The following is a 26,018-nucleotide window of genomic DNA, read 5'->3' as shown; positions in this document are numbered from 1 at the left end:
TCGGTTACTAGCGACGGAGTTTGCAGAAAAGTTCATGAGCAACGTAGATCCCGCGGAAATCGCCAAGTTTGAGCAACTCGCCAGCCGCTGGTGGGACAGGGAGGGCGAATTTAAACCGCTACACGAAATCAACCCCCTGCGCGCCAATTATATTGACGGGCAGGCCCCAGTTGCCGGCAGAAAATTGCTGGACGTTGGCTGTGGTGGCGGCATTCTGGCGGAAGCCATGGTCCATCGGGGTGCGGAAGTCACTGCAATTGATATGGGCGAAGCCCCCCTCAATGTCGCCAGATTGCATGCCCTCGAAAGCGGCATCGAGGTGGATTACCGCCGGGTAGCCGCTGAGACACTGGCGGAAGAAATGCCCGGGCACTTTGATATCGTTACCTGCCTGGAAATGCTGGAACATGTCCCCGACCCCGCATCGGTCGTTTACGCCTGCGCAAAACTGGTAAAACCTGGCGGTCATCTCTTCTTTTCCACTATCAACCGCACAGCCAAAGGCTGGCTGTTCGCTGTTGTGGGGGCAGAATATCTCCTGCGATTACTTCCCAAGGGTACCCATGAATACAGCAAGTTTATCCGACCTTCCGAATTGGGCAGGTGGCTGCGCGAGGCGGATCTGGAACTTCGGGATATGACCGGCATGACCTACAACCCAATAACCCGCACCTATAAGCTCAACGCCCGCGACGTTGACGTGAACTATCTGATGTATGCCAGTAAACCTGAGTGAGCAAGCCAAGCGAATGAAAGCGGTGTTATTTGATCTTGACGGCACACTTCTGGATACGGCGCCGGATTTTATTGTTGTACTCAACCAGCTGCGGCAACAGGAGCAACTGCCATCCCTGCCCGACGAAATCATTAGAAGTACGGTCTCCAACGGTTCCCGGGCATTGGTAACCCTGGGATTTGGCAAAAAAGCAGGCGACCCCGGCTTCAACAGCCTGCTGCAGCGCCTGCTGGATCTCTATCTTGCGCACCTTGCCGAGAAAACCATTCCTTTTCCCGGTATAGAGGCCCTGCTGAACACGCTTCTAGTAAACAATATTTCCTGGGGTATTGTGACCAATAAACCGGAGGCCTTTACCGTGCCACTGATGCAGGCCTTCAATTACCTCCCGCCTCCGGCCGCAGTTATCTGTCCCGACCACGTCAACCAACCCAAGCCGGACCCTGAGGCAATCTTTCTTGCCTGCACAAAAATCGGCTGTGATCCCTCAGAAGCTGTTTATATTGGCGATCACAAGCGGGATATTGTCGCGGGCCAGCGCGCAGGCATGCCCACCATCGCCTGTAACTATGGCTACATCGACGTCACGGAAAACCCTGCCAGTTGGGGGGCGGATCACCTGATCCAATCGGCAGCTGAGATCTGGCCACTGCTGAGGGAGCAGTATTTTAAACCCTAGCAATAACACCCGGTCCCAATAGTATCGAGACAGTACCAGGATTTTCTATGTCAGAATTTTTCGGCAACTATGTAGCGCCCGCCGACCTCCTCAAAGGCAAAATCATACTCGTCACCGGTGCCGGAGACGGTATCGGCAAAACTGCGGCCAAAACCTTCGCGGCCCATGGGGCAAGCATCATTCTCTTGGGTCGAACCACAGCAAAACTCGAGATGGTCTATGACGAGATCGAATCCTCCGGGGGGCCTCAGCCGGCTATCTTTCCCATGGATCTGAACGGGGCCCGTATAGAGGATTTTGACAATCTCGCCGAAGCCGTTGAGCGGGAGTTTGGCCGCCTGGACGGCCTCCTGCACAATGCCAGCCTTTTAGGGCAGCGCACCCCAATCGCCAATTACCATTTCTCCACCTGGCAGCAGGTAATGCAGGTGAATGTCAACGCAGCATTTGGGCTTACAAAAACGCTGCTGCCCCTGCTGGAAAAGTCCGAGGCGGGATCAGTCATCTTCACAAGTTCAAGCGTTGGCCTGAAAGGTAGGGCCTATTGGGGCGCCTATTCCGTATCAAAATTTGCCACTGAGGGGTTGATGCAGGTATTGGCAGATGAACTGGAGGGCGTATCGAATATTCGTGTAAACAGCCTCAATCCAGGGGCCACCCGCACGGCAATGCGTGCGAGCGCCTACCCGGCTGAAAACCCGCAGTCGGTAGTGCCCGCCGAGCGAATCATGCCCACTTATTTGTACCTGATGGGGGACGACAGCCGGGGCCAGAACGGCAAGCACTTCAGCGCACAAAAGCGCTAAACCCAACTGCCAGTCCATAAAAACCGGACTGAGGCCGGTTTAAGATGCGCATCACTGCCTACTTTGCGCCCGCTTGGCTGTCATCACCAGTCGGTCTCCGGCTTGACCCGCCGTCGCCGTCTACTGTCCCCATATGTTCGGGGACATCGGCAAAAATATCCCCTTCGAACTCCATCATCTCACTGCCATCAAGCAGGACGTCGTCTTTGACTCCCTGCGCCTTCTTGCCCGGCTCAGTAAACTGTGCTTCCTGGCCCGTCTGGAGCTGGGCTGACCCCCTGCCACCTGCCCCGGCATAGGCGCCCTCTGAAAACGAAAGCTGTATTGACTCAAAAATGAAGTAGCCCGCAACAGCAGTACAAACGACAGTAGAAGTAATCAAGCTTTTCATTTTTCGCCCCCGGGTAATCTAAAATGTTGTTTTTTTAGTTGTTGGACAAAACAGCAATTCCGTGTAGAGCGGTAGTGCCCGCCCTTGTGAAATTCGGAAACCTGACTGCCACCAATGGTCAAACTCCACTGACAACTATTTTTTCATGCAGGCCCAATCAATGGTGTGAAAGGCTGCACAATTTTATTTGTTCACTTCCGGTGATTCGGGCAAAATAGAGGCAATGCATGGCAAGACAATATCCGTGATGAAAGTATTACTCCCGCTCTCCCTGTTAGCCCTGCTGGCTCCCGGCATATCTGCCAATACTCTGAGCGAGCAACTCCAGCAATGCTCCCGCATCACGCCCGACTCCAGCCGCTTGATATGCTATGACAAGCTTAACGCCGCCCTCGAACAAAGCGCCGAGCAGAATTTTGGCCGCGGGCAGCAACAAATCTCACAAGCCCCGCAATCTATCCAGGCCACAATCACCCATATCCGGGCAGCCGCTCACAATAAGCGGATAATCACATTGGATAACGGCCAGATTTGGGGACAGAGCGATGGCAGCCGAGTACACTGGAAAGCCGGCGACCCAGTAGTTGTAGAGCGTGGACTCCTGGGTTCTTTCTTTATGAAGCCCGCAGAAGGCAGGCGCAAGATCCGCGTCAAACGCTTAAGATAGCTATGTAACACGCTACTGAGGACAGAGCCAAGTACTGCCCCTGCCCATCTATACACACTCCTCGGATCTGGCCTTACACCCACCCCATAAAAAGATGAGACTCAAGAGTCTGTTTTGAATTAGGCGCTTATTTCAACATTCAACTATATTTAAAGTGAATTTGGCGCCAAACTGCGCCAAGACCCAACAACTTACAGCGTACAGAGAGTTTAGGCATTTGTCCCGAGAACCGTTTTACTCAAGGGATGAAGACTGGCTGAAGGATACAGATGAAACCCTCTCCGGTTCCGGCGCAGACGCCTGCGACCATACACCGGAGCCTGGAACAGATATCGGAGAGGTTCCCACTGCAGGGGAGCCGCTCACTGAGAGCGGCAGCACCCCAATGCAAAGCTATCTCAAGCACCTGTACCGGCTCGACTTACTCACTCCCGAAGAAGAGCACAGCACCACCTGCCTGCTCCGGGATTTGGAGGACCGATTAATCGCTCTGTTGCAACACTACGGCAAACAGGCTGTGCAGTTGCGCAGCGAGGGTGTTGAGCAGAGAGGCAGTACCGGGGCCTATGACCACGGCCTGATCATCAGCCATGCACAGGAGCTTCTGGCACAGGGGGAGCTTTTACCACGAGACCGCAGTCGGCTGACCAGCTTACTACAGCGCTTCCAAAAACAACGCAAAAAACTGATCCAATGCAACCTGCGCCTGGTCATTGCCATTGCCAAGCGGTTTCGCAATCCGGCAGTGCCCTTTATCGATCTGATTCAGGAGGGCAATGTGGGATTAATGAAAGCCATCGAGCGCTTTAAACCCCAGATGGGCTATCGCTTCTCAACCTATGCCTACTGGTGGATACAGCAGGAAATCCAGCTGGCTCTGCGCCGCAATGAGGACCTGGTGCGCCAGCCTGCCAATGTCCAGGACGACCTTCGGGCCATATACCGGGCAATTGGTGAAGTGCGCGCACAGGGGTTGCCGGCCTCAGATGAGAATCTTGCAGGACACACTGGACTGGACCTGGAACGCATCCAGAGCCTGCTGAAGTTGCCCGGTCCCACCGGCTCCCTTGACGACCCTGTCGCGGATGACCAGAGCAGCACCCGGCTCGACTATGCCCCTGCCGACGAGCTGTACAACACCGATGAGCTGGTCACCAATCAGGAACTGGCAGAGCGGTTGCGCGAAGCGGTGGAACGCCTGCCGGCGCGACAGCGCACCGTATTAAATCTGCGCTACGGCCTGGTCTCTGACAGGGACTGCTCTTTTCGTGTTATCGGCGAACAGCTCGGCCTCAGTCAGGAGCGCGCCCGTCAACTCCACTCGGATGCCCTTCGCCAACTGAAACGACAGTGGCGATAGCACATTGCCCGCAACCGACATGCTGCTGGCATAAGTTTCTCTCCTTTGTAGTTCATGTATCCGGTGCGCTGGAGGGCCACTCCGCCAGCCTCAATGCGCTTGCCACCAACGGCATTCCTACTAGTCTTAAAGACGACTTTTAGCAGTGAGTTACCCACCTGAGGTTATGTGTAAATCCATTACCGCAAGCGCCAATTACACCGGAAGGATCTATTGTGTAATTCTCTGCGTCTGCGGAGTCACCATCTCCCCAACTGTTTTCGCCGAGCAGGAATTGATTGTCAGTGCCGGCAAGGGGCTGGGAGAGGCACTGATGCAGCGCAATGCCAATTCCGCTGCGGAAATGGTGGGCGTGCATTATGCCTATCGCTTTGCCTCATCCGGCAACGCAAGCAATCACTGGCAGTGGTGGGGGCAGGGAAGTTACTCCCACATGCGCCTGGTACACCGCAACGAAAATCAGCAACAGACTATTATCGAAATCAAGCCGGTATTACGCTGGTATCCACGCAACGAGCCCAGCGGCACTTTTGGTGAAGCCGGCGTTGGCGCCTCTTACCTGAGCCGCAGGGAATTCGGTGATATCCAACTCAGTACAAAGCTCAATTTCGCCTTGCACTTTGCGTTGGGGTATCGCTTCTCCAGTGGCCACACCCTGTCGCTACGCTACAGCCACTTTTCCAACGCTTATACCAATCTACCCAATCCCGGATTTGATTTTGTCGCAATAAACGGGCACTTTAACTTTTAGACCCACCCCCTAGATGATCCCACGAAAAGACCAGGCTTGTGACAATGATAAGAAAAAATCAGCATACCGTACGCACAAATTGAGCTGTCCGGTCGCTCCCGTGAATACCCTTTGCAATCTGCCATGCAAGACGCCAGTAGCGCCACTCTCCCTTCAACTGCAGTATAAAGTGTAAATACAGAGTGCTAACATGCGCTGACCCAAATAAGATCAGGAAAATGACATGTTTCATCGCTATTTAGCCTTTTCAATTACTGCTATTCTCCTCCTGTTTGCCGGACTGGTGTCGGCCGCTGAAACAGACAGGGGTGTCTTCTGGAAAGCTACCAGAGACCACAAAACTGTCTATCTGCTTGGCTCCATTCATCTGGCAACTGAGGATTTCTACCCCCTGCGCGCTCAGATAGAAGAAGCCTACTCAAACAGCGATGCCATTGCCGTTGAGGCCGATATCACCGCCGCTGAGGACGATGTGCTGCTGCAGCAGAAAATCATGATGGCGTCGGTTTACCAGGGTGACCGGAGCCTGCGCGATGAGCTGCCCCCGAAACTGTACCAACAACTGCAGGACTGGATGCGCAAGCACAACATGCCAGAGGCCCTGTTTATTCGTCAGCGTCCGGCCATTGCCATGGTCTCCATGAGTATGATTGAAATGCAGGCTCAGGGCCTGAACCCCGAACTGGGCATAGACAGGCACTTTCTCAAAAAAGCCAATCGGGACGGCAAACCGGTATTGGAAGTCGAGGGAGTACTGCAACAAATCCAGTTGCTCAACAGCCTGGAAAATCCAGCACTGCTACTTCAGCAAACCTTGGAGCAATTGGAGGATATCTCCTCCTTTCTGCCGAAAATCACCCGCGCCTGGAAAGCCGGCGACATCGACGCCCTCAACCGCCTGATTATTCTGCAGGGGCTTAAAAAAAACCCCGACTACAAGCCGTTGTACGACGCTTTGTTTTTCCAGCGCAATGAAAATATGGCTGCCTGGATCGCAGCTCATGCGCCAAACTACCCATCTCTATTTGTGATCCTGGGGGCGGGCCACATGGTGGGTGAAAAGAGCGTGATCCGTTTGCTTGAGCAGGCCGGATACAAGCTGGAACAACTTTGACAGTCAATGAATAGCTTGTGACTCGCCGGACTCTGTGCCTGAAGGCGCTGTGTCGAAACACTCATGAGAGCGCATCACTCCATCGCCGATCAACCCTCTTCTCGACCGGCTGCAGGTTAAATCGGCTGCAGGTTAAATCGGCTGCAACAGGGGTAACACCGGTATACCGGCACGACAGACTAACGCCAGTGTCAAACCCCTGGTGCAAGCGGCCTAGCCCGCTCGATGCACTTTGGCGGGATCAATTACCGCCACCTCGGCCACCAGGCGGTGATCGCCCTTGGGGTTTTCAAACCGGTTGAGTACCAGGGCGCGCTGCCGCAGCGCATCCTGCACAGCGGCCTCTTTCACCGGGCCATAACCGCGGATCACATCCGGGTAGCCCAGCAATTCAATGGCTGCACTGTGGTTCTGGTTGCTCAGCTCACGCACGACCTTGTTAACCAGTTGCTCGTATTCAGTGATCAGGGCCCGCTCCATCCTGCGCTCAGCAGTATATCCGAACACATCCAGGCTTGTGCCGCGCAGGAATTTCAGTTTGGCCAAAACCGCGAAGGCTTTAAATATCCAACCGCCAAATTTCATCTTGCGAGGCCGACCCAGCACTTTGTCAAAGCGGGCCAAAAATGGCGGGGCCAGGTTGAATTCCAGTCGAAAGTCCCCGCTAAAATTCTCCCGCAGTGACTGGACAAAACGGCCGTCGGTATACAATCGGGCAACCTCATACTCGTCTTTATAGGCCAGCAACTTGGCGTAGTTGCGAGCAACCACTTCCGCTAGTGCCTGGCTTTTGGGCTCAATGAGGGCTTCTGCAGCCCTCACCCGCTCCACCAGCTGCTGGTAGCGTTGTGCCAGCTTCAAATTCTGGTAGCCGGTGAGGTGTTCAATGCGATGGGTCACAAGCTCTTGCAGCCCCTGCGGGAATGCCGCTGGCACTTCTGCACTGGCGAGAAGTCCTTCCAGAGTCCGCGGATCTGCAGCGGCAAGCCGACCTGCTGCAAAACCTTGCAGGTTGCCCTCCACCGCAACACCGTTTAACTCGATAGCCTGCTGCAGCGCAGCACAGGAAAGCGGTAGCAACCCTTTTTGCCAGGCAAAACCCAACATAAAGATATTGCTGGCAAGTGTATCGCCAAGTGCAGATTTGGTGAGTCGATGCGCTTCGACGGAATCCAGCGTACTGACCGCACTGTTCAAGGTATCCAGAATTGCCTGGGGCGAATGCATCTCCTCCCGCCCCAATACGCTCGCAGCCGTCGGGCTCAAATGGGTGTTCACCACAGCGCGGCTGCGGGTTTCGTCCAGTTTTGTCAGACAGGCGGCCAGGTTTCCGGCAGCTATCAGGTCGCAGGCCATCAGGGCATCGGCGCGGCCGTCGGAGATACGTACTGCCTGTAGCGCTTGGGGCTGTGCCGCAAAGCGAATATGGGAGTAAACCGCACCACCCTTTTGTGCTAAACCGGTCTGGTCCAGTGTGCTGCAGGCGGTCCCTTCGATATGGGCTGCCATTGCCAGCAGTGCACCGATCGTCACTACTCCGGTACCACCCACCCCCGTCACCAGGAAATTGTAGGGAGCCTCCAGTGCGGGTCTCTGTGGCGCAGGGAGTTTCTCCGCTTCAGTGCATAGCCGATCCCCAACCCCGGCCTTCTTGGCCAGGCGCCCTCCTTTCACTGTGACAAACGATGGACAAAACCCATTGATACAGGACAGGTCCTGGTTACAGCCGGTCTGATTGACCCGGCGCTTGTCCCCCAGTGCCGTGGAGACTTTCTCCACAGCAATACAGCTGGACTGCTGCACACAGTCACCGCAACCTTCACAGACCAGTTCGTTGATCAATGGGCGGCCCTCGGCCTGGGGCAGCAGACCGCGCTTGCGCTTGCGTCGCAGTTCGGTGGCACAGGTCTGATCATAAATGATGACAGTACAGCCCTCGAGCTCCCGCAGCGTCTCCATTACCGCAGGCAGGTGATCTCGGTGGCGCATCTCAACACCGGCGGGAAAAGACAGAACGCCACGATATTTATGGGGGTTGTCCATCACCAGTACGACCTTCCGCACCCCCTCCGCCAGCACCTGCCGGCAGATCATGTCCGGTGACAGCTCACCATCGTGGGGCTGACCACCGGTCATCGCTACAGCATCGTTAAACAGAATTTTGTAGGTGATATTGACCCCGGCAGCGACAGCAGCGCGAATCGCCAGAATACCAGAATGGAAATAGGTACCATCACCCAGATTCACAAACACGTGTTTTTCCCGGGTGAACGGCGCCTGTCCCACCCAGTTGACGCCCTCGGCCCCCATCTGGGTAAAGGTGTAGGTCTCGCGATCCAGCCACTGGGCCATATAGTGACAACCAATACCGGCGAGTGCACGGCTGCCTTCCGGCACTTTGGTGGAACGGTTATGGGGGCAGCCGGCACAGAACATGGGCAGGCGCGAAACACTGGAACTCATCTGCCGGGAGATACGCCGGGCCAGGGCATCGAGGCGCATCAAGCGATGTTTGCCGGTTTCACCCAGCCGCTCATCACCCAGCACAGTACCCAGCACCTGGGCAATAATAGCCGGCGACAGCTCCCCGTAAGCGGGCATCAGCGGTCGATCATGTTCGTCCACCTTACCCAAAATACGTGGAAAGTGAGGATCTTTCTGATGCACGTTGTACAGCTCCTCCTTCAGCTGCACTTCCATCAGGCTGCGCTTCTCCTCCAGCACCAGCAGCGTATCCAGGCCGCGGGCAAACGCCCGGATACCGGGCACATCCAGGGGGTAGGTCATGCCCACCTTGAGAATCCGGATGCCTATCTGCCGGGCTCTCTCCTCATCGATGCCCATATCCTCAAAGGCCTGCATCAGATCTAGGTGGGCCTTGCCGGTGGTGACAATACCCAACGTGGCCCCGGGATTTTCCAACACCACCCGGTTTAAGTGGTTAGCGCGGGCAAATGCAAGGGCTGCCGGCCGCTTGTAACGCCACAGGCGCTCCTCCTGTGCCAGGGGACTATCCTGCTTACGGATATTCAGGCCGCCGTCGGGGCGCTCGATCTCCGGGTAGATGAACGCTACCCGCTGTGGGTCCACTTCTACTGTGGCGGCGCTGTCCATATTTTCCGCCAGGGTAATCATCGCCACCCAGCAGCCGCTGAAGCGGGACAACTCCAGGCCGTAGTGGCCGTAGTCCAGCACTTCTTGTACGGTGGCGGGATTTAGTACCGGGATATGCATATCCACAAAAGCGAATTCAGACTGACCGGGATAGGATGAGGACTTACAGCCGTGGTCATCACCGGACACGATCAGAGCGCCCCCTTGGGAGAGGAACCCGCTGCATTGGCGTGGCGGAAGGCATCGCAAGAGCGGTCCACCCCCGGTGTCTTGCCGTACCAGATGCCGCAAACACCATCCACCTCGGCGCCTTCAAAAAGGCCCACCTGCTGGGACCCCCACACAGCGGTCGCCGCCAGTTCCTCGTTGACTCCAGGCTGGAAGCGGATATTGTGCTGCTCCAGCAGTCCTTTGGCCCGCGACAGCTGCAAATCGTAGCCTCCCAGTGGAGAACCGCGATAACCGGAAATAAAGGTGGCAGTGTTGAGGCCGCGGGATTGATCCATACGCATCTGATCAATCGGCAGACGAACCAGCGCTTGTATCCCGGAGAGTAGTACACGACCCTTGCGGAGGGTGTAGCGGTCTTCCAGAGAGATCTGTTTGTTTGCCGGGGTACGCTCCGCGCACTGGGAACGGGTCTCTATGTCAGTCATACGCCTAATTTCCGCTCGTTCACTCTATTTGAAACCCGCTCTGGGCTATGAATCATTATTCTTCAGAATCGCCTTGCGTAAGCAACCAGATATCGCCATTGCACCCTGCACCAGAGTGGGCGGGCGGGCAACCAGCGGCAGCACCTGCGCCAAGACGGGCTGGTCAGGCCATACTAGTTCGTTAAGCGCAACAGAGCATTGCTTTATTTACGCAAATGTGCGTAAATTTGTGATGAAAATTTCGATTATAAAAATATTTATAGGATAGGAGTCTTTATGAAGCGTTTGACAGATATGGATGACTTCGACCGCAAGATTCTGCGCGCACTGCAGGAAAACGCCGATTATTCCATGGCGGAACTCGGCGACAAAGTCGGTCTCTCCCACACCCCCTGCTGGCGACGCATTAAGAGGCTCGAGGCGGAAGGTATTATCCGCGGCCGTGTCACCCTGCTGGACCCCCGAAAGCTAGACCTTGGGGTCACAGTATACTGTTATATCACGATTCACAACCACGATGAAGAATCCCTGAACAGTTTTGAATCGGCAGTACAGAGCGTTCAGGAAGTGGTTGAATGCTATTCGACCAGTGGTGACAAGGACTACGTGCTGCGTGTGGTCGTCGACAGCGTAGAACATTATGAACAGCTTTTAAAGCGCTCGCTGGTCCACCTGCCCAATGTGGCTTCGGTGAATTCCACTTTTGCTCTGAAACAGGTGAAATACACCACGCAACTGCCCCTATAGACAAAGGGTTTCAGAGGGCCCCGCTGCCGCCCGGGGCTTTCGGCGCTGTGCGCCAAAAACTGTCACCGCAATTGGGCGGGAGTATTCCGCGTATTTTAACTCCGTTTCCTCTCCAGTGCCTCGACCAGCTGCTCCAGCACTTCCTGCAAGGTCAAACCGTCACAGCGTACCGTCATATCCGCATACTGCCTGTAAAGTGCCTGGCGCTCCGTGAATAACGCTTCAAAGGTTTGCCCCGGTGCCTTGGCGATACCACGGCTCTCGTAGTTGTGAATGCGGCGGCGCAACTCTTCTGCCGAGCACTCCAGAAACACAACCGTACCGAAGCTGCGCAGGTTTGCCATTCCCGTTTCGCTGTACACGACACTGCCACCAGTTGCGATCACATGCCTGGGCAAATGGGCACTGGCAATAATCTCCCCCTCTATGCTCCGCAGGTTCAGATAGCCACGCTCCGCAATAATCTGTTGCAGGGTTTTGCCTTTGCGGGCCTGTATCAAAACATCGGTGTCCACAAAGTCCAGGGCCATCTCTTTGGCCAGCAAAACGCCCAGAGTGCTTTTCCCCGCACCGGGCATCCCTATCAGCACAATGCTGTTTCTTCTCTTCATCCGTTCACATCTTGAAGCAAAATGATTCAATCACCGCGCCGGGGAAACAACAATGCACGTAACCAACCGCGCAGGCTATTGCCCTGCAACAGCATTTTATCCAATTCCTTCAGGTTATGGGTTTGCCGGTAAGCGTCGGTAAATAGGGCTTCCCGGGTAATCATCCGCCGTTTGGGATCTATGGTTTTCACCGGCTTCGCCGGGTTGCCGGCGACCACCACATTTGCCGGCACATCCCGGGTGACAATACTACCGGCACCCACCACAGAATGATCGCCGATAGAAACCCCTTTGCAAATGGTGGCACTATCGCCAATCCAGACATTATTACCCAGCCGTACCGGTGCAGTGCAGCGAAAAGGCCGGGTGCGATTGTAAACGCCGTGCCAGTCGGAATCGGTAATATACACATTGGCAGCAAGCATACAGGCATCGCCAATTTCTATGGAGTGCGCCGCGGAAATCCGCACCCCGGGAGAAATCAGTACATAGTGCCCAATGGTAATGAACGCCTCGCCCCCCTTGTGCCCAAAGGTAGTAAAGCGTATGCATTTTTCTGTATTGGAAATTAAATGGGGATAGTTGCCCAGGCGAATATTCGCACCAAATACATGCACCGAAGCGGGGTCCATCACTTCCGGCTCAACCCCCACGGCATCGAACTGCGGCAGCAGGTAGCGCTCGGTACGCCACCGGCGCCAGCGCAACTGCAAACTCTTGAGCCAATAGGGCCTGTGATCTTTGCGCATCGTTTGCCAGGTTTCACTCATTCAATTGAGATAGGCACCCGCACTGCAAATCGCAATTGCTTTTGCGGGTGCCGGCGTTTAGTGTTCGGATCACAACAAGTAGAAAGCCTTTTTCCATGACCATTAGACTACCCATTGATACCCGAGCCATAAAGGGATTCCTCGCAGCCCAGGAAGGGGAAGCACTCTACCATCTCGCCGCAGAGGCCAGTGGCCTTGGACCCTGCCTCGAAGTGGGGAGCTATTGCGGTAAATCCACCATATACCTGGCCGCAGCCTGCAAACTGACCAACAGCGTATTGTTTGCCGTGGATCACCACCGCGGCTCTGAGGAGCACCAGCGCGGGGAGGAATACCATGATCCGGAATTGTTTGACGACCAAATTCAAATGATGGACAGCTTTGGCAACTTCCGGGCAAATATCCGTGCCGCTGCACTGGACGACTGGGTGGTGCCTATTGTGGCGTCTTCGTCGGTTGCGGCGCGCTGCTGGAATACCCCTCTGGGCCTCGTCTTTATCGACGGCAGTCACTCTCTGGAAGCGGCCATGGCCGACTACCGCAGCTGGCCCCGCCATATAGTCCCGGGTGGTTACCTCGCCATTCACGATATTTTCCCCGATCCAGCCTATGGGGGCCAGGCGCCCTACGATATCTATAAACTAGCCCTGGCTTCCGCTCAATTCGAACTGGTCGAGACAGTGGACACCCTGGGTATTCTGCGCCGACTCTGACAACAGGCGCCCTGCGGTAAAGAGCCCACTCGCCGGTGTCAGACCGGCAAGTGCATCCGCAGCCAGTAACATCGCCCCCACCGTCCAGGTGGTCTTCTCCTCCGGCCAGACTGCATCATCGGGATAGACATAGCCTGTCCAGTAACCGCCGTCACTGTCCTGCCAGCGGTGCAGCCCGCGAAATACTGCTTCGGCACGGGCGCGCTGCCCAGTGGCCAGTAGCGCCATGGCCAATTCGCAGGATTCAGCCACTGTCACCCATGGCTCGTCATTGACGCAGCGGCAACCCAGCCCGGCCACCACAAACTCATCCCAGCGCTGCTGCAGGCGCACGCGGGCCGCGTCGCCGGAGACAGCACCGCACAATACCGGGTAAAACCAGTCCATGGAAAAGCGCGCCTTGGAAGCCCAGGTGCGGTCGAATCGCTCAGGTCTGGTACGCAGGGCCTTGCCCAGGGCAAAACGACCCGACTCCCAATGAGGGCGTGAAACCCCCAGTCGGCGGGCGATATTGATCGCGCACTCAAGGCTCTTGTAGATGGAAGAGCAGCCGGTGATGAGGGCATCCTCTTTGGGTCTGCCCTCAGCATCCACCGCCCAGTGAATTTCACCGTGTTTGGTTTGCAGGCCCAGTACAAACTCAATGGCACGCTCCACCACCGGCCAAAAACGGGACAGGCACTGGCTATCACCACTGATCAAATAGTAATGCCAGATACCAGTGGCAACATAGGCAACAAAATTGCTCTCGCGGCGCTCGCGATTCTCTACTGCGCCATCCTTGTAGGCCGCCCACCAGCTGCCGTCCTCCAACTGCGTATCCACCAGCCACTGGTAAGCTTTCTCTGCAGCCGCCAGCTCACCGGCAATCGCCAGTCCCATGGCCGCCTCCACATGGTCCCAGGGGTCGGCGTGACCGCCCTTAAACCAGGGAATAGCACCGTCGGGCTGCTGCTGGGAGCGGATATAGGCTGCACTGTCCCTTACAAAGCCGTTCGGGAATAGCCCCGCAGTCTCAAGCGGTAAAGCCTCCAGCTCACTCATGGGCTCTTTTCTCCCGCCGGCAACTGCTGCACCGCCCGGTGGGCTTTGACAAAATAGAGCGCGAGGCTTTTGCCAAGTACCGGGTTCAACAGTTTTTCCACAACACGGGTGAGCATCGGCTGTTTCATTAAATCCCACACCAGCAGTCGGTGGTAAGCGGCCACCAGGCGGGAATCCGGCTTGTTCCAGAACAGGCACTTCAGCCACCAGTAAGGGGCGTGCAGGGCATGGGCTTTGTGGCGAGCAAAATAACAGTGCCCCAGGGCCTCAATACTCTCGCGCAGTTCACGCTCACGGAAAATGCGGATATGGCCCCCTTCCACCTGGTGGTAAGCATCGCTGAGCTGCCAGCAGAGCCATTCGGGAAAATAAGCCGGTACAGTGGCGGCGAAAATTCCCGAGGGCTTCAGCACCCGATCGATTTCCGCCAGAAGCGCCCGGTATTCCCCGATATGCTCCAACACCTCAGAACAGATCACCACATCAAAGCAAGCGTTCGCAAAAGGCAATTGCAGACCGTTGGCAACACCGAACAGCAGGCGCCCGTTTGCGTACTCGGGGTTACTAAACGGTCTAGCGCGCGCGCTGGCAGTGCGCACATCGTCAAAGCAGAGGTCGATGCCATAGACATCCACCGCATCGGTGATCATCAGGTGAATGCAGTGGCGCCCTTCTCCACAACCGAGATCCAGCACCTTCTGACCGGGATGGAGGTTCAAGTGTTGCGGAGCCACTGTGATCATCAGGCAGCCTCCACACCGCGGATAGTATTCGAGGCCAAATCGCACCCACTGCTCTGCGACAAGGGGGGTTCACCCAGTATTTTACGGTAATAGGTCACCAGGTTCGCTGCAGCCAGGTCCCAGGAGAAGCTGTTCTCAATGCGGGCCCTGCCCCGCGCGCCCAGTTCGGCCCGCAGCGTTTCACTGGACAGCACCCTGTCAAGCGCCTCCGCCAACGCTTGGCTGTCACCGGCCGGCACCAGGAGTCCGGCATCGCCAACCACCTCTGGAAGCGCACCCCCATCACTCGAAACCACCGGTGTGCCACAGGCCATCGCCTCTCCGGCAGGGAGCCCAAACCCTTCATAGAGGGACGGGCAGGCCACAACCGCGGCACTGCGGTAATAATTCACCAATTCCTCACTGGAAATGCCGGAAACAAATTGTACCGAATCGCGCAATTGCAGACGTTGCAGCAGCTGCTCGGTGGCACCGCCCCCCTGCATCGCACCCACCACCAGCAGTTCCACATCAGCGAATTGTTTGCGCAGCGCGGCCAGGGCCTGCAATAACACCCGCAGCCCCTTGAGCGGCTGATCTGCTGACGCCGTCGTCATAATACGCAACGGCAGACGCTGCACCTGCAGGTCGGGTTTGAATATCTCCGTATCGATGCCATTGTAAACCAGCTGTACCTGCTCGGGTGCCACACCAAACAGCTCGACAATATCCCGTTGTGACTGGCGCGATACGGTCACAATATGACGCAATTTGCGTGCAACTTTGGTCTGCATATTCAGAAAGTGATGCCAGCGGTGTACTAATAACCTGAAACGCCAGTCCGGCGCCGCATCCAGTGCCAGCTGTCGGTCGCGTGCAATGGGGTGGTGAATGGTGGCTACGACAGGCAGGCCGCTTTTTTCAATTTCCAGCAGGCCATAACTGAGCGACTGGTTATCGTGCACTATGTCGTAGTGGCGGCCGTGCCTGCGCAGGTACTTGGCCACCCGGCGGCCAAAGGTATAGGGCTCGGCGAATCCACCGGTGAGCTTGCTCAACCACTCGAAAAAATCCGTCCAGGACAACAAGTGCTTTGCCCTGAGAGCGCGGATGGGGCTCTCAGCTTCATACAGGTTGAGCCCGGGCATTTCAATCAGCTTTACCCTTTCATCCAGCTGCGGATAAGGCTGACCCGAAATAACATCCACAACATGTCCGGCATCCACCAGTGCCTTACTCAGGTAACGGAGATAAATGCCCTGGCCACCACTGTGTGGATGACTGCGATAACCCAGGAGACATATGTTGAGTGGCCGGGCCCCGCCGGCCAGAGGACCGTCTGTACACTTACCCAAGGCGGTCATAAATTCCCTATTCGCATTGTTCGGAGACCCACACGCAGCGACCGGTAAACACTGTCTTTACACGCAGCACATCAATGCACGCTGGTTGAGTCGGGTCCGCGCAGTGAAACCGAAAGAATACACTGACGCGGAAATGACCGCTAGGCTGAAACAGTCCACGCTAATGGCCATGCTGTCCAGAAAGCATTATCCCGAGACAGATAATAACGCGTACAAGTCAGTCATTGCCCCTTTACAAAACCAACAATTTATATTTCTATAAAACCAATAAATACATATAGTTACAGACAGTTTTTAATCTCATGTATAACTTTCATAATCTCTTCCCTCACCGCCTCACCAGCGCACAAACCGGCAACTGGCACCGGCATACACAAGTGGGATTTTACCCGCAGGCAGAATAAAAAATGCCCGCCAAATAGCGGGCCAGATATTTCGAACACACTTTCAGGAGGAGAGTTACAAGCGCATTACGCACTTAAATTTAGGTATAGCAGAGGATTCCATCCCGCCGTGCCTATGTCGCAAAAGCCATTGGATCGAGAGGCTATGCATCCCTACTGCAACCCCCAGCAATTTCGCCTTGGCTTATACGCGATACAAGTAACTCTGGTATTCCACATCGGTAACCCGTGTGCCTATCTCAGCCTGCTCCTGCCGCTTTAGCAGCACAAACAGTGCAGCAAAGCGCGGGTCGAGATACTCACGCCACAGGTCGCTGTGCCCAAAGCGCTGCAGGGCGCCACCCCAGGTATTGATCAGCTGCTCACTCTCAACCTGGTAGGCATCCCCCGTAACCGGAGCCGGTGGTTCCAACTGGTTTTCCAGCCCGTGACATACACCGGTGAGAATCGCCGCCAGAACCAGATAGGGATTCACATCGGCGCCGGCGATACGGTGCTCAATGCGGCGCGCCTCCGGTTTACTGGCTGGAATGCGCAGGGTGGTGGTGCGGTTATCATAACCCCAGCACAGGTTCAGTGGTGCATGGGAACTCTCCTGGAAACGGCGATAGGAATTGCTGTGCGGGGCGAAGAATGCCATCGCATCATTTGCGCTCGCCAGCATGCCTGCAACTGCCTGGTGCAACAGGGCCGAACCCTGTTCGCTGCCGTTGTTGAAAACATTCCTTCCAGCACCGTCAATCAGGCTCAGATGCACATGCATACCGTTCCCGGCCCGGTTGCCAAACGGCTTCGCCATGGTGCTGACACGAAGGCCGTGGCTAGAGGCCACGCCTTTTAACAGACGCTTGAACAGCAGGGTCTGGTCCGCAACCGCAAGGGGGTCGGCACTGTGCCTGAGGTCAATTTCAAATTGACCGGGAGCGCATTCCGATAGTACGGAATCCGCCGGAATACCCTGCTCTTCACAGGCTGCGCGGACATCGGCGAAGAAATGCCGCTGGGCGTTCAGTTCCGACAGATCGTATACGTCTGTGGAGGGCACCAGCTCCGCGTCGTTATCGCTGACCGGGCGCGGATGCGCCAGATGGTCCGGTTCGTCATGCAACAGATAGAATTCCAGTTCAGTGGCGCAAACCGCGCTGTATCCGAGTCCTTTTAACCTGTCCACCACCCGTTGCAACTGGGTGCGCGGATCGGCGTAGAGTGCGGAACCATCCGCTTCGTGCAATTGCATATGCAGCTGGGCGGTCGGCTCCCTGTGCCAGGGTGCCAGGCTGACCGGGGATACCGGGAGACAGACGCCATCGCTGTCGCCACTGGCAAACACCAGCGGGCTATTCTCGATATCCCGTCCCCAGATATCCAGACTGACGGCGCTGCGAGGCATCTGCAGGCCCCCCTTGAGTAGCTTCTGCGCTGACTCGGCGGGCAGCCACTTACCGCGGGGCACACCATTGATATCGAATATAAAGCCTTCAATCCACTTTAAATCCGTATGCTCAGCCAGGAACCTGTGTGATTGCGCCAGCAAATCCGATCGGCCAGCGAGATTCTTTTCTTGAGACATATATTGCCTGAGATAATCCATTCAAACCGCAGAAACGGCCCAGAGCCTCCCCTGCCACTAGCAGCGGGCAGGGGGGCAGCCATAGAGAGACACTGCGGCGAGTTTACGCCAGTACCGCGGCAGTGTCGTCCAGAGTGCGCCGAACCTTCTCCACCAACTCATCCACCTGCTCGGTGGTGATGATCAACGGCGGCGCGATAATCATGGTATCGCCGGTGGCGCGCATCACCAGGCCATTTTTAATGCTCAGGTCGCGACACACACCGCCGGCGGTGCAATCCTCATCGAAACGGGCGCGGCTGGGTTTGTCCTTCACCAGCTCCAGGGCGCCAACCATACCCAGGCTGCGGGTCTCGCCCACAATCGGATGATCCGCCAGTTCTGCCCAGCGTTTGGCCAGGTAGGGACCGGTCACGTCGCGCACCGTGTCAATAATCTTCTCATTGCGCAGGATATTGATAGTCGCCAGGCCCGCCATACAGGCTGCAGGGTGCGCGGAGTAGGTGTAGCCATGGGTAAACTCTCCCCCTTTGCTTTTGATCACTTCAGCGACCCGGTCACTCACCAGGGTACCGCCCAGGGGAAAGTAGCCATTGGTCACCGCCTTGGCAAACGTCATCAGGTCCGGTTTCATGCCGTAGTAATCGGCTCCGAACCAGGCTCCGGTGCGGCCAAAGCCAAAAATTACCTCGTCCATCACCAGCAGGATATCGTACTGGCCCAGCACCTTCCTCACCTCCGGCCAATAGGTTTCCGGCGGGATGACCACGCCGCCGGCTCCCTGGATCGGTTCGGCAATAAAGGCCGCAACATTCTCCGGGCCCAGTTCCTGGATTTTTTCATCCAGGGAGCGAGCGGCGTAAATGCCAAACTCCTCGGGTGACATATCCCCACCCTCGGCGAACCAGTAAGGTTGCTGCACATGCTCGATGTAATCCAGCGGCTGGAATTGCTTGCGCATCCCACTCATGCCACCGAGACTGGCACCAGCAATAGTGGAGCCGTGATAGCCATTCTTGCGGGAGATCACGATGCGTTTCTCCGGCCGGTCCTGCAGGTCCCAGAAGCGGCGGATAATACGCAGATTGGTGTCATTCGCCTCAGAGCCCGAACCGGTAAAGAACACGTTGTTTATAGTCGCCGGAGTCACTTCCGAAAGGGCATTGGCCAGTTCGATAGAGGGCACAGTGGTACACTGGAAAAAGCTGTTGTAAAACGGCAAGGTGTTCAGCTGCTGGTAAATAGCATCACTGATTTCCCTGCGGCTGTAGCCCAGGTTGCAGCACCAGAGGCCGGACATGCCATCCAGCATGCGGTGACCATCGATATCGATAATATAAGCGCCTTCGGCACGGGTAATCACCCGGGTGCCCTGCTGGCCCAGATCATGGAAGTCGGTGAAAGGGTGCAACAGATGCTTGCGATCCTGTTGTTGCAGCTCAGTCTTATTCATAATGCTCTCCTGTCTTTTGCACCGGAATTCACCCCACCTCGCGGGGTCAGGGACCCGCACCACTGGATAAAGAGTAATCCCGTAGCCTGCCATCCACCCTGTATGACCCAGGTAAACAGGCCGCAACAGGGTGTCTGGTTGCGCTCAAATTTTGTGATCACATTTTAGTGGCGAGCATCACAAAAGCGCAAGATCTATCGAAATATCAGTGGTGCCGCAAAATTGCCGGAACTCACCTGGGGCTTTGAAAAGGTTGAATAGGGCATGACCAATTAGTCACAATTCAGGTGATAGCCGGCGGTAAATCCTTAGGGGCAAGATACGCCAGAAGGCGCCTTAAGCGCCGGAGCTGGGTGGGGCCCGCTAGAGCAATTCCTCCGCAGGGATAGAGCCGAGTCCCTCCTCAATATCCTGGCGGATGGCCCTGCGCACCTGATCCGCATCCCCCTTGGCAAGCGCCACCAGCAGATCCTTGTGACGGTCCGGTAATTCCTGCACGCCAAAGCGCTGGAACACCAGGTGTTGCAGAGGGGCTGTTTGCAGCCACAGGCTCTCGATCAAAGAAAGGATGATATGAGGGCGCCCCAAGCGGTAGAGGGTAAAGTGGAAATCGAGATTGGCAGTCACATACTGCTCTATATCTTTTTCCTCCAGCGCAACGTTGACCCGGGTGTCCAGCTCACACAGAGACTCCAGCGCCTCCTCCCCCACAAAAGGCAGGGCCTGCTCGGCAGCCTGGCACTCCAACGTTACCCTGGCCGCACAGATCTCTGCGAGCTTTTCCGGGGTCATAGTGGGAACGGTCACGCGGCGGGTATCCGATACCTCCAGCGCCCGCTCGGAAGTGAGGCGTCTCAGCGCTTCCCGCACAGGCATGGGGCTGCAATTCAGTTCCGCCGCCAATCCGCGAATCGTGATTGCGTGACCGGGTAGAAATTTGCCACGCAGAATTGCGTCGCGCACCTGAAAATAAACCCGCTCCTGTGTAGTGCGGAAGGCTTCTTGCGTGGGGTGAAATGCCCGCGTCATAGTCACGCAGCCCTAAGCTGCGGCAACTTATGGGGCGCCTCATCACAACCGACCTCAATCAGGTAATCCGCCGCCCGGCCACTCTGCCAGATAGTGTAAAAGTCATCGGCAACCCCCCGACTCAGGTCTACCACCCGGTTCCAGTATCGGATGCGCTCTCTGGGGTTCAGCTTGTAAAAGTCGCTGCGATCTGGAATCTTCCCTCCGGGCAGTGCGGTCACAAATGCGGGAGATGGCGCAATCAGCAGCGTGGATGCCATGGCATCACCGCGCACGCGCCGCCAGGAGAGCCCCTTGTCAAACCAGCCCGGCACCATATAGGGGAAAAAATGTGGATAGAGGACCAACCCGTGCGGATGGCGAAAGCGCAGATCGAAGTGGTAATCGGTGATGCCGCCATCTCGGTAATTGCCCAAAGGTGCTCCATCGGGGTTTTGTACACCCTGCATCACCAGGGGAATAGCACCGCTGGCGAGCACCGCGGTACAGACATTGCGGGCGGACAAGGCCGTATTTACTGTGCTCAGGCTGTCAAATTCCACTGCGGCGCTAGTACCGGAATGGAATATCACCCGCTCCCAAAAGGCGCTCAGGCTGTATCTGGACACTGCATTGGCCAAAGCCGAAGCAATCAGAGCCGGGGCCAGGAGAGCGCGTTTTTCACTCCCGAGAGGCCCCCGGCCTCGCACCGTGACAAAATGGCTGTGCCACAGCGGATTCCCCGCCACCTCACAGGCGCCCCGCTCGCCCAATACACTCTGCAGAACCCGTTCTCCTGTGGCGGTAATTTCCCTAGGGGCCGGCTTTGAGGAAGTGTAGTTTTGGTGGATATACGCGTGTTCCAGCCGCTCCAATGCCGCCAGTGGGTCCCGCATTGCATAGCATAGGTTGCGAAAACTGCCGATCGAGGACCCAAGAGTCACTATCGATTCACACCGCCCCTTGAAAAATTCTCCCATCAACACCCGATCCAACTGGCTGATCGCCAACCATTTGGGACCACCGGAGGCTCCGACCAGAGTCGAGAACTGATTCTGGTGCAAGCCTTCCTGGCGAATGCGGCGGGCCGCAGTAGCGCCGGCAAGCAAAATGCAACGGGTACGCTTCACAACACTTCTCTTGTATTTTTCCTAAGATCCGTACTTCACCGGGTTTTCAATAAAACGCCAGACTAGGCTACCACTCGCCGGTATTTTCCATCGACTGCCAGGGCTCCCGGGGTGTGAGTGGTGCACCGTTTTGCAGAAGTTCAATAGAGATACCGTCCGGTGACCGAACAAATGCCATATACCCATCGCGGGGAGGCCGGTTAATGGTCACACCCGCTTCCATCAGACGCTGACAAACCCCGTAGATGTCATCCACGCCATAAGCCAGATGACCAAAATTGCGCCCTCCGGGATAGGACTCCGGGTCCCAGTTATAAGTCAACTCAAGTACCGGCGCCCTCTTCTCACGGGCAGTCTCCAGATCCCCCGGCGCGGCCAAAAACACCAGTGTAAAGCGGCCCTGATCATAATCCGTGCGGTTCACCACCTGCAAACCCAGTATTTCACAGTAAAATTTCAAAGACACATCCAGATCGGACACACGCACCATCGTATGTAGGTAGTTCACCCGCTACTCCTTTTTTTTACCCGGATCTACAATCGCGATATAAGAGATGATTCAACTTCACAACGTCAAATGCAAATGTATAAAAAATTCTATCGCAAATTTTTACAGGCATCCGACCTTTGCGCACCCCCGGTGTTACATATGGCCTGCCACTCCCATCACTACTGGCCGGATATTACCCTCGAGGCGGTACAGGAATACTGGCGCGACGCGGCGCGCCTGGCCGATTACAAGTGGGACGCCATCTTCGGAGAAAAAATACCTGCCTGGCAAAACGCCGTTGCACGCACCCTGCAACTACCCGACGCCGACCAAATTGCCATTGCCCCCAATGCCCATGAGCTGGTCTACCGCCTGATCAGCGCCTTCGATCAACGCCAACCCCTGCGCATACTGACCACCGACGGCGAATTCTACAGTTTTGCACGCCAATTGGCGCGATTGGAAGAGCTGCCCAACATCGAAGTCACCAGGGTTCCAAGAGTACCCTACGACACACTGGCCGAACGTTTCGAACGGGCGTTGCAGACCGCAGACTACCAGCTTGCCTATGCCAGTCTGGTCTTTTTCGATTCGGGTGTGATGTTCCCCGAGTTATTGCGCATCGCCGGGGACAAGCCAGCCGGTACCCAGTTTGTTATCGACGGCTATCACGCCTTCTTCGCGCGCCCGGTCAATTTGCGCGATGTCGCCGACAAGGTGTTCTTCCTCGCCGGCTCCTATAAATACCTCGGCGCCGGTGAAGGCCTCTGCTTTATGAGTATCCCCGCACACTGTACCCTGCGCCCGCTCAACACCGGCTGGTTTGCAGACATGGCTGAATTACAAAACCGCTCAGAGGGCGTCAACTTTGGGAACAACTGGCTGCGTTTTGCCGGGGCGACCATGGATTACTCTTGCCTGTACAAAGGGCTGGCCATTTTCGACCTGTTCCGGCGTGAAGGTATTACAGTCGGGAAAATTCACCGCTATGTCCTGGCTGCCCAGGGTCGCTTTCTGCACAGCATGGACAGCGCAGGACACCCCCTGCTCAACCGGGAGAATCTGATTTATCACGACCTTGAGCAAGGCCATGGACACTTCTTTACCTTTGACTGCCGCAGTGTGGAGAATGCGGAGCGACTGCATAAAGCACTCAGAGCCCGCGCCGTGCTGTGCGACCGGCGCCAGCAACTGCTGCGGCTGGGGTTTGCCATCTACCACGACGAGAATGAGACATATCAACAGGTTTTCAGTGGTTGAGGTTATCCATCCAGTAGCGCTTGCCGTCGGACGGATTTTCCCAGACCAATCACCGCCAATGATACCTACAGGGCTGGCAGTGAATAGGTTATGCTGCAGAGCACGCTCAGCTGCCGTTAAGCATAACGCTGCTAAGATCCCGCCAATACTCCGGGGTTTCCCATAACCCATTGCGATGGACAAGGAAAAATCATGAAGTTAATACCACTCTCCACAATCACACTACTTGCCCTGCTTGTCAGCGCTTGCGGCAGCGGTGGCGCACCTGCCGAGCGGGGTACTCTGGTCACAATCGCCGCACACGGTGAGGTCAGCCAGGCGCCCGACATAGCGAGCATCTCTGTGGGTGTCGTCACCGAGGCCGGGGACAGTAAAAAAGCCATGGGTGATAACGCCGAACAAATGGAAGCCTTGATGGCGGCCATCAAAAAAGCCGGTATTGCCAAAAAAGACATCCAGACCAGCGGCATCAGCCTATGGCCCCGTTACCAGTATCAACAGAATCGAAAACCGCAACTCGTTGGCTATACTGCGCGCAATACGGTCAGCATCAAGGTGCGCAAGCTGGACGAATTGGGAGACCTACTGGACGACCTGGCGGACGCCGGTGCCAACCAGGTGAACGGCCCCAGCTTCGAGATCGGCGAGCCGGCACCGGTACAGGCCAAGGCCCGTGAAAAAGCTCTTCTGGATGCACAGGAACGGGCAACCATCTATGCAAAAGCCCTCGGCATGAAGGTGCGCCGGATCGTGAGTATTTCTGAAAAAGGCACCGGCGATCTGCCCCATCCGGTGATGCTCAGCCGCAACCAGATGACCGCCGAGAAAGACCGTGCAACAACGCCTGTTGCCCCCGGGGAAATAACGGTGACGGTGAACCTGGACCTGGTATTTGAGTTGCAGGACTGATCTCTTTGGGCCCTGCATCCTCCAACGCAGAATTCGGGAGTTGACCTTTTCCCCGGTTATACCGGCACGCGCCATTGGGCTACCGCCGGCACAGGTGCGGTTTCATTGCAGCCCCATCACCCGGGCTCTCCCGGCTCTACAAAAATATCCGCGGCTGGCTGGCTGGGCTCTTTGTAGATCTTTCCGCCTTTCATCACAAACTGCACCCGCTGCAATTCGGAAATATCCTCAAGCGGGTTTCCCGCCACCGCAATAATATCTGCCATTTTGCCCTCGCTGATACTGCCCAGCTCATCCTGCACCTGCAGTAGCTGCGCGGCATGCCAGGTGGCCGAGCGAATGGCATCGGCAGGGGCCATACCCCCTTGCACCATCAGGACAAATTCCCGCGCATTGTCCCCGTGACGGGTCACCCCGGTGTCGGTCCCAAAAGCAATTTTGACGCCACGCTTGTACGCTCTGGAAAACGTTCCCAGCATCAACGGGCCGATAGTGGCCGCTTTTGGGCGCACAATATCCGGTAAAAATCCCTCAATGGCAGATTTTTCCGTTACCCACTCCCCGGCCATCAGTGTCGGCACAAACCAGGTATTGTTACGGCGCATCAGATTAATCACCTCATCGTCCATATAGGTGCCATGTTCGATGGAATCTACGCCGGCGCGAATTGCGCGGATCATACCCTCTTTGCCATGGGCATGGACCGCCACAGTCAAGCCGTAATCCCGGGCGGTGGCGACAATCGCCTCCAGCTCATCCATCATGAACTGAGGATTCTGCCCACTTTTTGCCACACTCAACACGCCACCGGTGGCAGTAATCTTAATCAGGTCGGCACCCTCCTTGTAGCGCTGGCGAACAGCCTCTCGCGCACTGGCCGGCCCGTTGATCACACCCTCTACCGGGCCGGGATTACCCATCAGATCCCAGCGGCGGCCATTGGTGGGATCGGCATGGCCACCGGTGGTCGCGATGGATTTGCCCGCAGTATAAATTCGCGGTCCCTCGACGATACCTGCGTCTATGGCCTTGCGCAGACTCACAGTGACATTATCCTGGTCCCCGAGATTGCGCACGGTGGTAAAGCCCGCAAGCAGCGTACGCCTGGCGGCATCCACCCCGCGCAAAGTGAAATCCGCGGGATTCCATGTATAGGACTCCATATAGGCTTGCGGGCCAAACTCATAGGTGAGATGGCTGTGCATATCCATCAGGCCGGGCAATACCGTAAAATCACGCAGGTCCACCAGGATTTCCCGGTCCCGTTTGGCAAACCCTTTTTGCACTGACTCGACCCGGCCATCCACGATGTGCACAGTGCGGTTTTCCAAGAGTTTTCCGCTACTGCTGTCAAACAGCTTACCAGCGTAAATGGCCGTGCCCTGCGCCTGCACCTGCAGGCCCGTCAATCCGACACAGATAGACATTATCGCAACGGCAGCGCGGTTGGTGAGGTAGCCCCACTTGGTATTCTTTGTCATTGTCGCTCCCAGCAAGTCTCACTTAGATTCGTATCGTTCTTATTGGAACGCGTACAATTTACCGCAGT

General features: G+C 56.2%; 25 protein-coding genes. 11 read left to right on the top strand and 14 right to left on the bottom strand.

Annotated elements, in window-relative coordinates:
- The first annotated feature begins 34 nt into the window (after positions 1-34).
- Genes ubiG through M8T91_RS08830 form a run of 3 tightly spaced genes read left to right on the top strand, consistent with a single transcriptional unit; the run spans position 35 to position 2,221 of the window.
- Complete coding sequence (gene ubiG, locus M8T91_RS08840; protein WP_301418837.1) at positions 35-736, top strand: bifunctional 2-polyprenyl-6-hydroxyphenol methylase/3-demethylubiquinol 3-O-methyltransferase UbiG; 702 nt, start codon at positions 35-37, stop codon at positions 734-736.
- On the top strand, positions 717-1,415 hold the full coding sequence (locus M8T91_RS08835) for an HAD family hydrolase (RefSeq protein ID WP_301418835.1): 699 nt from the start codon (positions 717-719) through the stop codon (positions 1,413-1,415). The genes ubiG and M8T91_RS08835 overlap by 20 nt, the downstream gene beginning before the upstream one ends.
- Before the next feature lie 47 nt (positions 1,416-1,462).
- Complete coding sequence (locus M8T91_RS08830) at positions 1,463-2,221, top strand: YciK family oxidoreductase (protein ID WP_301418833.1); 759 nt, start codon at positions 1,463-1,465, stop codon at positions 2,219-2,221.
- A gap of 58 nt (positions 2,222-2,279) precedes the next feature.
- Here M8T91_RS08830 and M8T91_RS08825 read toward each other — a convergent pair whose 3' ends face one another.
- Positions 2,280-2,612 (bottom strand): hypothetical protein, encoded by a 333-nt coding sequence (locus M8T91_RS08825; RefSeq protein WP_301418831.1) that lies wholly within the window; start codon positions 2,610-2,612, stop codon positions 2,280-2,282.
- Between the two features lie 247 nt (positions 2,613-2,859).
- Between M8T91_RS08825 and M8T91_RS08820 the strand changes: the two genes are divergently transcribed.
- From M8T91_RS08820 to M8T91_RS08805, 4 genes are all read left to right on the top strand, one after another.
- Positions 2,860-3,279: a hypothetical protein gene (locus M8T91_RS08820; protein ID WP_301418829.1), complete on the top strand. Its 420-nt coding sequence runs from the start codon at positions 2,860-2,862 to the stop codon at positions 3,277-3,279.
- A gap of 217 nt (positions 3,280-3,496) precedes the next feature.
- Complete coding sequence (locus M8T91_RS08815) at positions 3,497-4,639, top strand: sigma-70 family RNA polymerase sigma factor (RefSeq protein WP_301418827.1); 1,143 nt, start codon at positions 3,497-3,499, stop codon at positions 4,637-4,639.
- A gap of 145 nt (positions 4,640-4,784) precedes the next feature.
- A complete protein-coding gene (locus tag M8T91_RS08810; protein WP_301418825.1) occupies positions 4,785-5,390 on the top strand; it encodes an acyloxyacyl hydrolase in 606 nt (201 codons plus the stop codon).
- 223 nt (positions 5,391-5,613) lie between these two features.
- The gene (locus M8T91_RS08805) at positions 5,614-6,504 is read left to right on the top strand and encodes a TraB/GumN family protein (RefSeq protein ID WP_301418823.1); all 891 of its coding nucleotides are present in this window, start codon (positions 5,614-5,616) and stop codon (positions 6,502-6,504) included.
- 213 nt (positions 6,505-6,717) lie between these two features.
- Here the strand turns inward: M8T91_RS08805 and M8T91_RS08800 are convergent, their stop codons facing one another.
- On the bottom strand, positions 6,718-9,807 hold the full coding sequence (locus tag M8T91_RS08800) for an indolepyruvate ferredoxin oxidoreductase family protein (RefSeq protein ID WP_301418821.1): 3,090 nt from the start codon (positions 9,805-9,807) through the stop codon (positions 6,718-6,720).
- A 2-nt stretch (positions 9,808-9,809) separates the two neighbouring features.
- Complete coding sequence (locus M8T91_RS08795; RefSeq protein ID WP_301418819.1) at positions 9,810-10,274, bottom strand: hypothetical protein; 465 nt, start codon at positions 10,272-10,274, stop codon at positions 9,810-9,812.
- A 276-nt stretch (positions 10,275-10,550) separates the two neighbouring features.
- Here M8T91_RS08795 and M8T91_RS08790 point away from each other — a divergent pair, with 276 nt between their 5' ends.
- On the top strand, positions 10,551-11,021 hold the full coding sequence (locus tag M8T91_RS08790; protein ID WP_301418818.1) for an Lrp/AsnC family transcriptional regulator: 471 nt from the start codon (positions 10,551-10,553) through the stop codon (positions 11,019-11,021).
- 95 nt (positions 11,022-11,116) lie between these two features.
- On the opposite strand, the gene M8T91_RS08785 is transcribed toward M8T91_RS08790, so the two are convergent.
- Complete coding sequence (locus M8T91_RS08785) at positions 11,117-11,632, bottom strand: shikimate kinase (protein ID WP_301418816.1); 516 nt, start codon at positions 11,630-11,632, stop codon at positions 11,117-11,119.
- A 26-nt stretch (positions 11,633-11,658) separates the two neighbouring features.
- Positions 11,659-12,402, bottom strand: a complete 744-nt coding sequence (locus M8T91_RS08780; protein ID WP_301418814.1) for an acyltransferase — start codon at positions 12,400-12,402, stop codon at positions 11,659-11,661.
- A 95-nt stretch (positions 12,403-12,497) separates the two neighbouring features.
- Here M8T91_RS08780 and M8T91_RS08775 point away from each other — a divergent pair, with 95 nt between their 5' ends.
- Entirely contained in the window at positions 12,498-13,115 is a 618-nt protein-coding gene (locus M8T91_RS08775) for a class I SAM-dependent methyltransferase (protein ID WP_301418813.1), read from the top strand.
- On the opposite strand, the gene M8T91_RS08770 is transcribed toward M8T91_RS08775, so the two are convergent.
- The 8 genes from M8T91_RS08770 to gloA all read right to left on the bottom strand — a co-directional run bounded on the left by M8T91_RS08770 (position 13,044) and on the right by gloA (position 22,318).
- Positions 13,044-14,159, bottom strand: a complete 1,116-nt coding sequence (locus tag M8T91_RS08770) for a prenyltransferase/squalene oxidase repeat-containing protein (RefSeq protein ID WP_301418811.1) — start codon at positions 14,157-14,159, stop codon at positions 13,044-13,046. The two genes, M8T91_RS08775 and M8T91_RS08770, sit on opposite strands and share 72 nt — an antisense overlap.
- Positions 14,156-14,902 carry a class I SAM-dependent methyltransferase gene (locus M8T91_RS08765; protein ID WP_301418809.1) on the bottom strand — a complete coding sequence of 249 codons (747 nt, stop codon included), beginning with the start codon at positions 14,900-14,902 and terminating at the stop codon, positions 14,156-14,158. Before M8T91_RS08765 ends, M8T91_RS08770 begins: the two co-directional genes overlap by 4 nt.
- On the bottom strand, positions 14,902-16,245 hold the full coding sequence (locus M8T91_RS08760) for a glycosyltransferase family 4 protein (protein ID WP_301418807.1): 1,344 nt from the start codon (positions 16,243-16,245) through the stop codon (positions 14,902-14,904). The genes M8T91_RS08765 and M8T91_RS08760 overlap by 1 nt, the downstream gene beginning before the upstream one ends.
- A 588-nt stretch (positions 16,246-16,833) precedes the next feature.
- Positions 16,834-18,219 (bottom strand): glutamine synthetase family protein, encoded by a 1,386-nt coding sequence (locus tag M8T91_RS08755; RefSeq protein ID WP_301418805.1) that lies wholly within the window; start codon positions 18,217-18,219, stop codon positions 16,834-16,836.
- A 103-nt stretch (positions 18,220-18,322) separates the two neighbouring features.
- On the bottom strand, positions 18,323-19,672 hold the full coding sequence (locus M8T91_RS08750) for an aspartate aminotransferase family protein (protein ID WP_301418803.1): 1,350 nt from the start codon (positions 19,670-19,672) through the stop codon (positions 18,323-18,325).
- Between the two features lie 363 nt (positions 19,673-20,035).
- On the bottom strand, positions 20,036-20,701 hold the full coding sequence (locus M8T91_RS08745) for a GntR family transcriptional regulator (RefSeq protein ID WP_301418802.1): 666 nt from the start codon (positions 20,699-20,701) through the stop codon (positions 20,036-20,038).
- Positions 20,702-20,703: 2 nt separating this feature from the next.
- Positions 20,704-21,810 (bottom strand): hypothetical protein, encoded by a 1,107-nt coding sequence (locus tag M8T91_RS08740; protein WP_301418800.1) that lies wholly within the window; start codon positions 21,808-21,810, stop codon positions 20,704-20,706.
- A 67-nt stretch (positions 21,811-21,877) separates the two neighbouring features.
- Positions 21,878-22,318: a lactoylglutathione lyase gene (gene gloA / locus M8T91_RS08735; RefSeq protein WP_301418798.1), complete on the bottom strand. Its 441-nt coding sequence runs from the start codon at positions 22,316-22,318 to the stop codon at positions 21,878-21,880.
- Positions 22,319-22,459: 141 nt separating this feature from the next.
- On the opposite strand from gloA, the gene M8T91_RS08730 reads away from it, so the two are divergent.
- Positions 22,460-23,560, top strand: a complete 1,101-nt coding sequence (locus tag M8T91_RS08730) for a hypothetical protein (RefSeq protein WP_301418796.1) — start codon at positions 22,460-22,462, stop codon at positions 23,558-23,560.
- A 192-nt stretch (positions 23,561-23,752) separates the two neighbouring features.
- Positions 23,753-24,469 carry an SIMPL domain-containing protein gene (locus tag M8T91_RS08725; RefSeq protein WP_301418794.1) on the top strand — a complete coding sequence of 239 codons (717 nt, stop codon included), beginning with the start codon at positions 23,753-23,755 and terminating at the stop codon, positions 24,467-24,469.
- Positions 24,470-24,585: 116 nt separating this feature from the next.
- On the opposite strand, the gene M8T91_RS08720 is transcribed toward M8T91_RS08725, so the two are convergent.
- Positions 24,586-25,950, bottom strand: coding sequence for a metal-dependent hydrolase family protein (locus tag M8T91_RS08720; protein WP_301418792.1), 1,365 nt, complete (start codon positions 25,948-25,950; stop codon positions 24,586-24,588).
- Between the last annotated feature and the right edge of the window lie 68 nt (positions 25,951-26,018).

The sequence above is a fragment of the Microbulbifer sp. MI-G genome (genome assembly GCF_030440425.1).
Lineage (GTDB): Bacteria > Pseudomonadota > Gammaproteobacteria > Pseudomonadales > Cellvibrionaceae > Microbulbifer > Microbulbifer spongiae.
The sequence above is the reverse complement of the archived record's forward strand: the minus strand, read 5'-3'. Positions and strand labels throughout refer to the sequence as shown.

Coding starts and splice junctions, on each gene's coding strand:
- ubiG (WP_301418837.1), top strand. CDS start 35: ATGAGCAACGTAGATCCCGCGGAAATCGCCAAGTTTGAGCAACTCGCC.
- M8T91_RS08835 (WP_301418835.1), top strand. CDS start 717: ATGCCAGTAAACCTGAGTGAGCAAGCCAAGCGAATGAAAGCGGTGTTA.
- M8T91_RS08830 (WP_301418833.1), top strand. CDS start 1,463: ATGTCAGAATTTTTCGGCAACTATGTAGCGCCCGCCGACCTCCTCAAA.
- M8T91_RS08825 (WP_301418831.1), bottom strand. CDS start 2,612: ATGAAAAGCTTGATTACTTCTACTGTCGTTTGTACTGCTGTTGCGGGC.
- M8T91_RS08820 (WP_301418829.1), top strand. CDS start 2,860: ATGAAAGTATTACTCCCGCTCTCCCTGTTAGCCCTGCTGGCTCCCGGC.
- M8T91_RS08805 (WP_301418823.1), top strand. CDS start 5,614: ATGTTTCATCGCTATTTAGCCTTTTCAATTACTGCTATTCTCCTCCTG.
- M8T91_RS08795 (WP_301418819.1), bottom strand. CDS start 10,274: ATGACTGACATAGAGACCCGTTCCCAGTGCGCGGAGCGTACCCCGGCA.
- M8T91_RS08790 (WP_301418818.1), top strand. CDS start 10,551: ATGAAGCGTTTGACAGATATGGATGACTTCGACCGCAAGATTCTGCGC.
- M8T91_RS08785 (WP_301418816.1), bottom strand. CDS start 11,632: ATGAAGAGAAGAAACAGCATTGTGCTGATAGGGATGCCCGGTGCGGGG.
- M8T91_RS08780 (WP_301418814.1), bottom strand. CDS start 12,402: ATGAGTGAAACCTGGCAAACGATGCGCAAAGATCACAGGCCCTATTGG.
- M8T91_RS08775 (WP_301418813.1), top strand. CDS start 12,498: ATGACCATTAGACTACCCATTGATACCCGAGCCATAAAGGGATTCCTC.
- M8T91_RS08770 (WP_301418811.1), bottom strand. CDS start 14,159: ATGAGTGAGCTGGAGGCTTTACCGCTTGAGACTGCGGGGCTATTCCCG.
- M8T91_RS08765 (WP_301418809.1), bottom strand. CDS start 14,902: ATGATCACAGTGGCTCCGCAACACTTGAACCTCCATCCCGGTCAGAAG.
- M8T91_RS08760 (WP_301418807.1), bottom strand. CDS start 16,245: ATGACCGCCTTGGGTAAGTGTACAGACGGTCCTCTGGCCGGCGGGGCC.
- M8T91_RS08755 (WP_301418805.1), bottom strand. CDS start 18,219: ATGTCTCAAGAAAAGAATCTCGCTGGCCGATCGGATTTGCTGGCGCAA.
- M8T91_RS08750 (WP_301418803.1), bottom strand. CDS start 19,672: ATGAATAAGACTGAGCTGCAACAACAGGATCGCAAGCATCTGTTGCAC.
- M8T91_RS08745 (WP_301418802.1), bottom strand. CDS start 20,701: ATGACGCGGGCATTTCACCCCACGCAAGAAGCCTTCCGCACTACACAG.
- M8T91_RS08730 (WP_301418796.1), top strand. CDS start 22,460: ATGGCCTGCCACTCCCATCACTACTGGCCGGATATTACCCTCGAGGCG.
- M8T91_RS08725 (WP_301418794.1), top strand. CDS start 23,753: ATGAAGTTAATACCACTCTCCACAATCACACTACTTGCCCTGCTTGTC.
- M8T91_RS08720 (WP_301418792.1), bottom strand. CDS start 25,950: ATGACAAAGAATACCAAGTGGGGCTACCTCACCAACCGCGCTGCCGTT.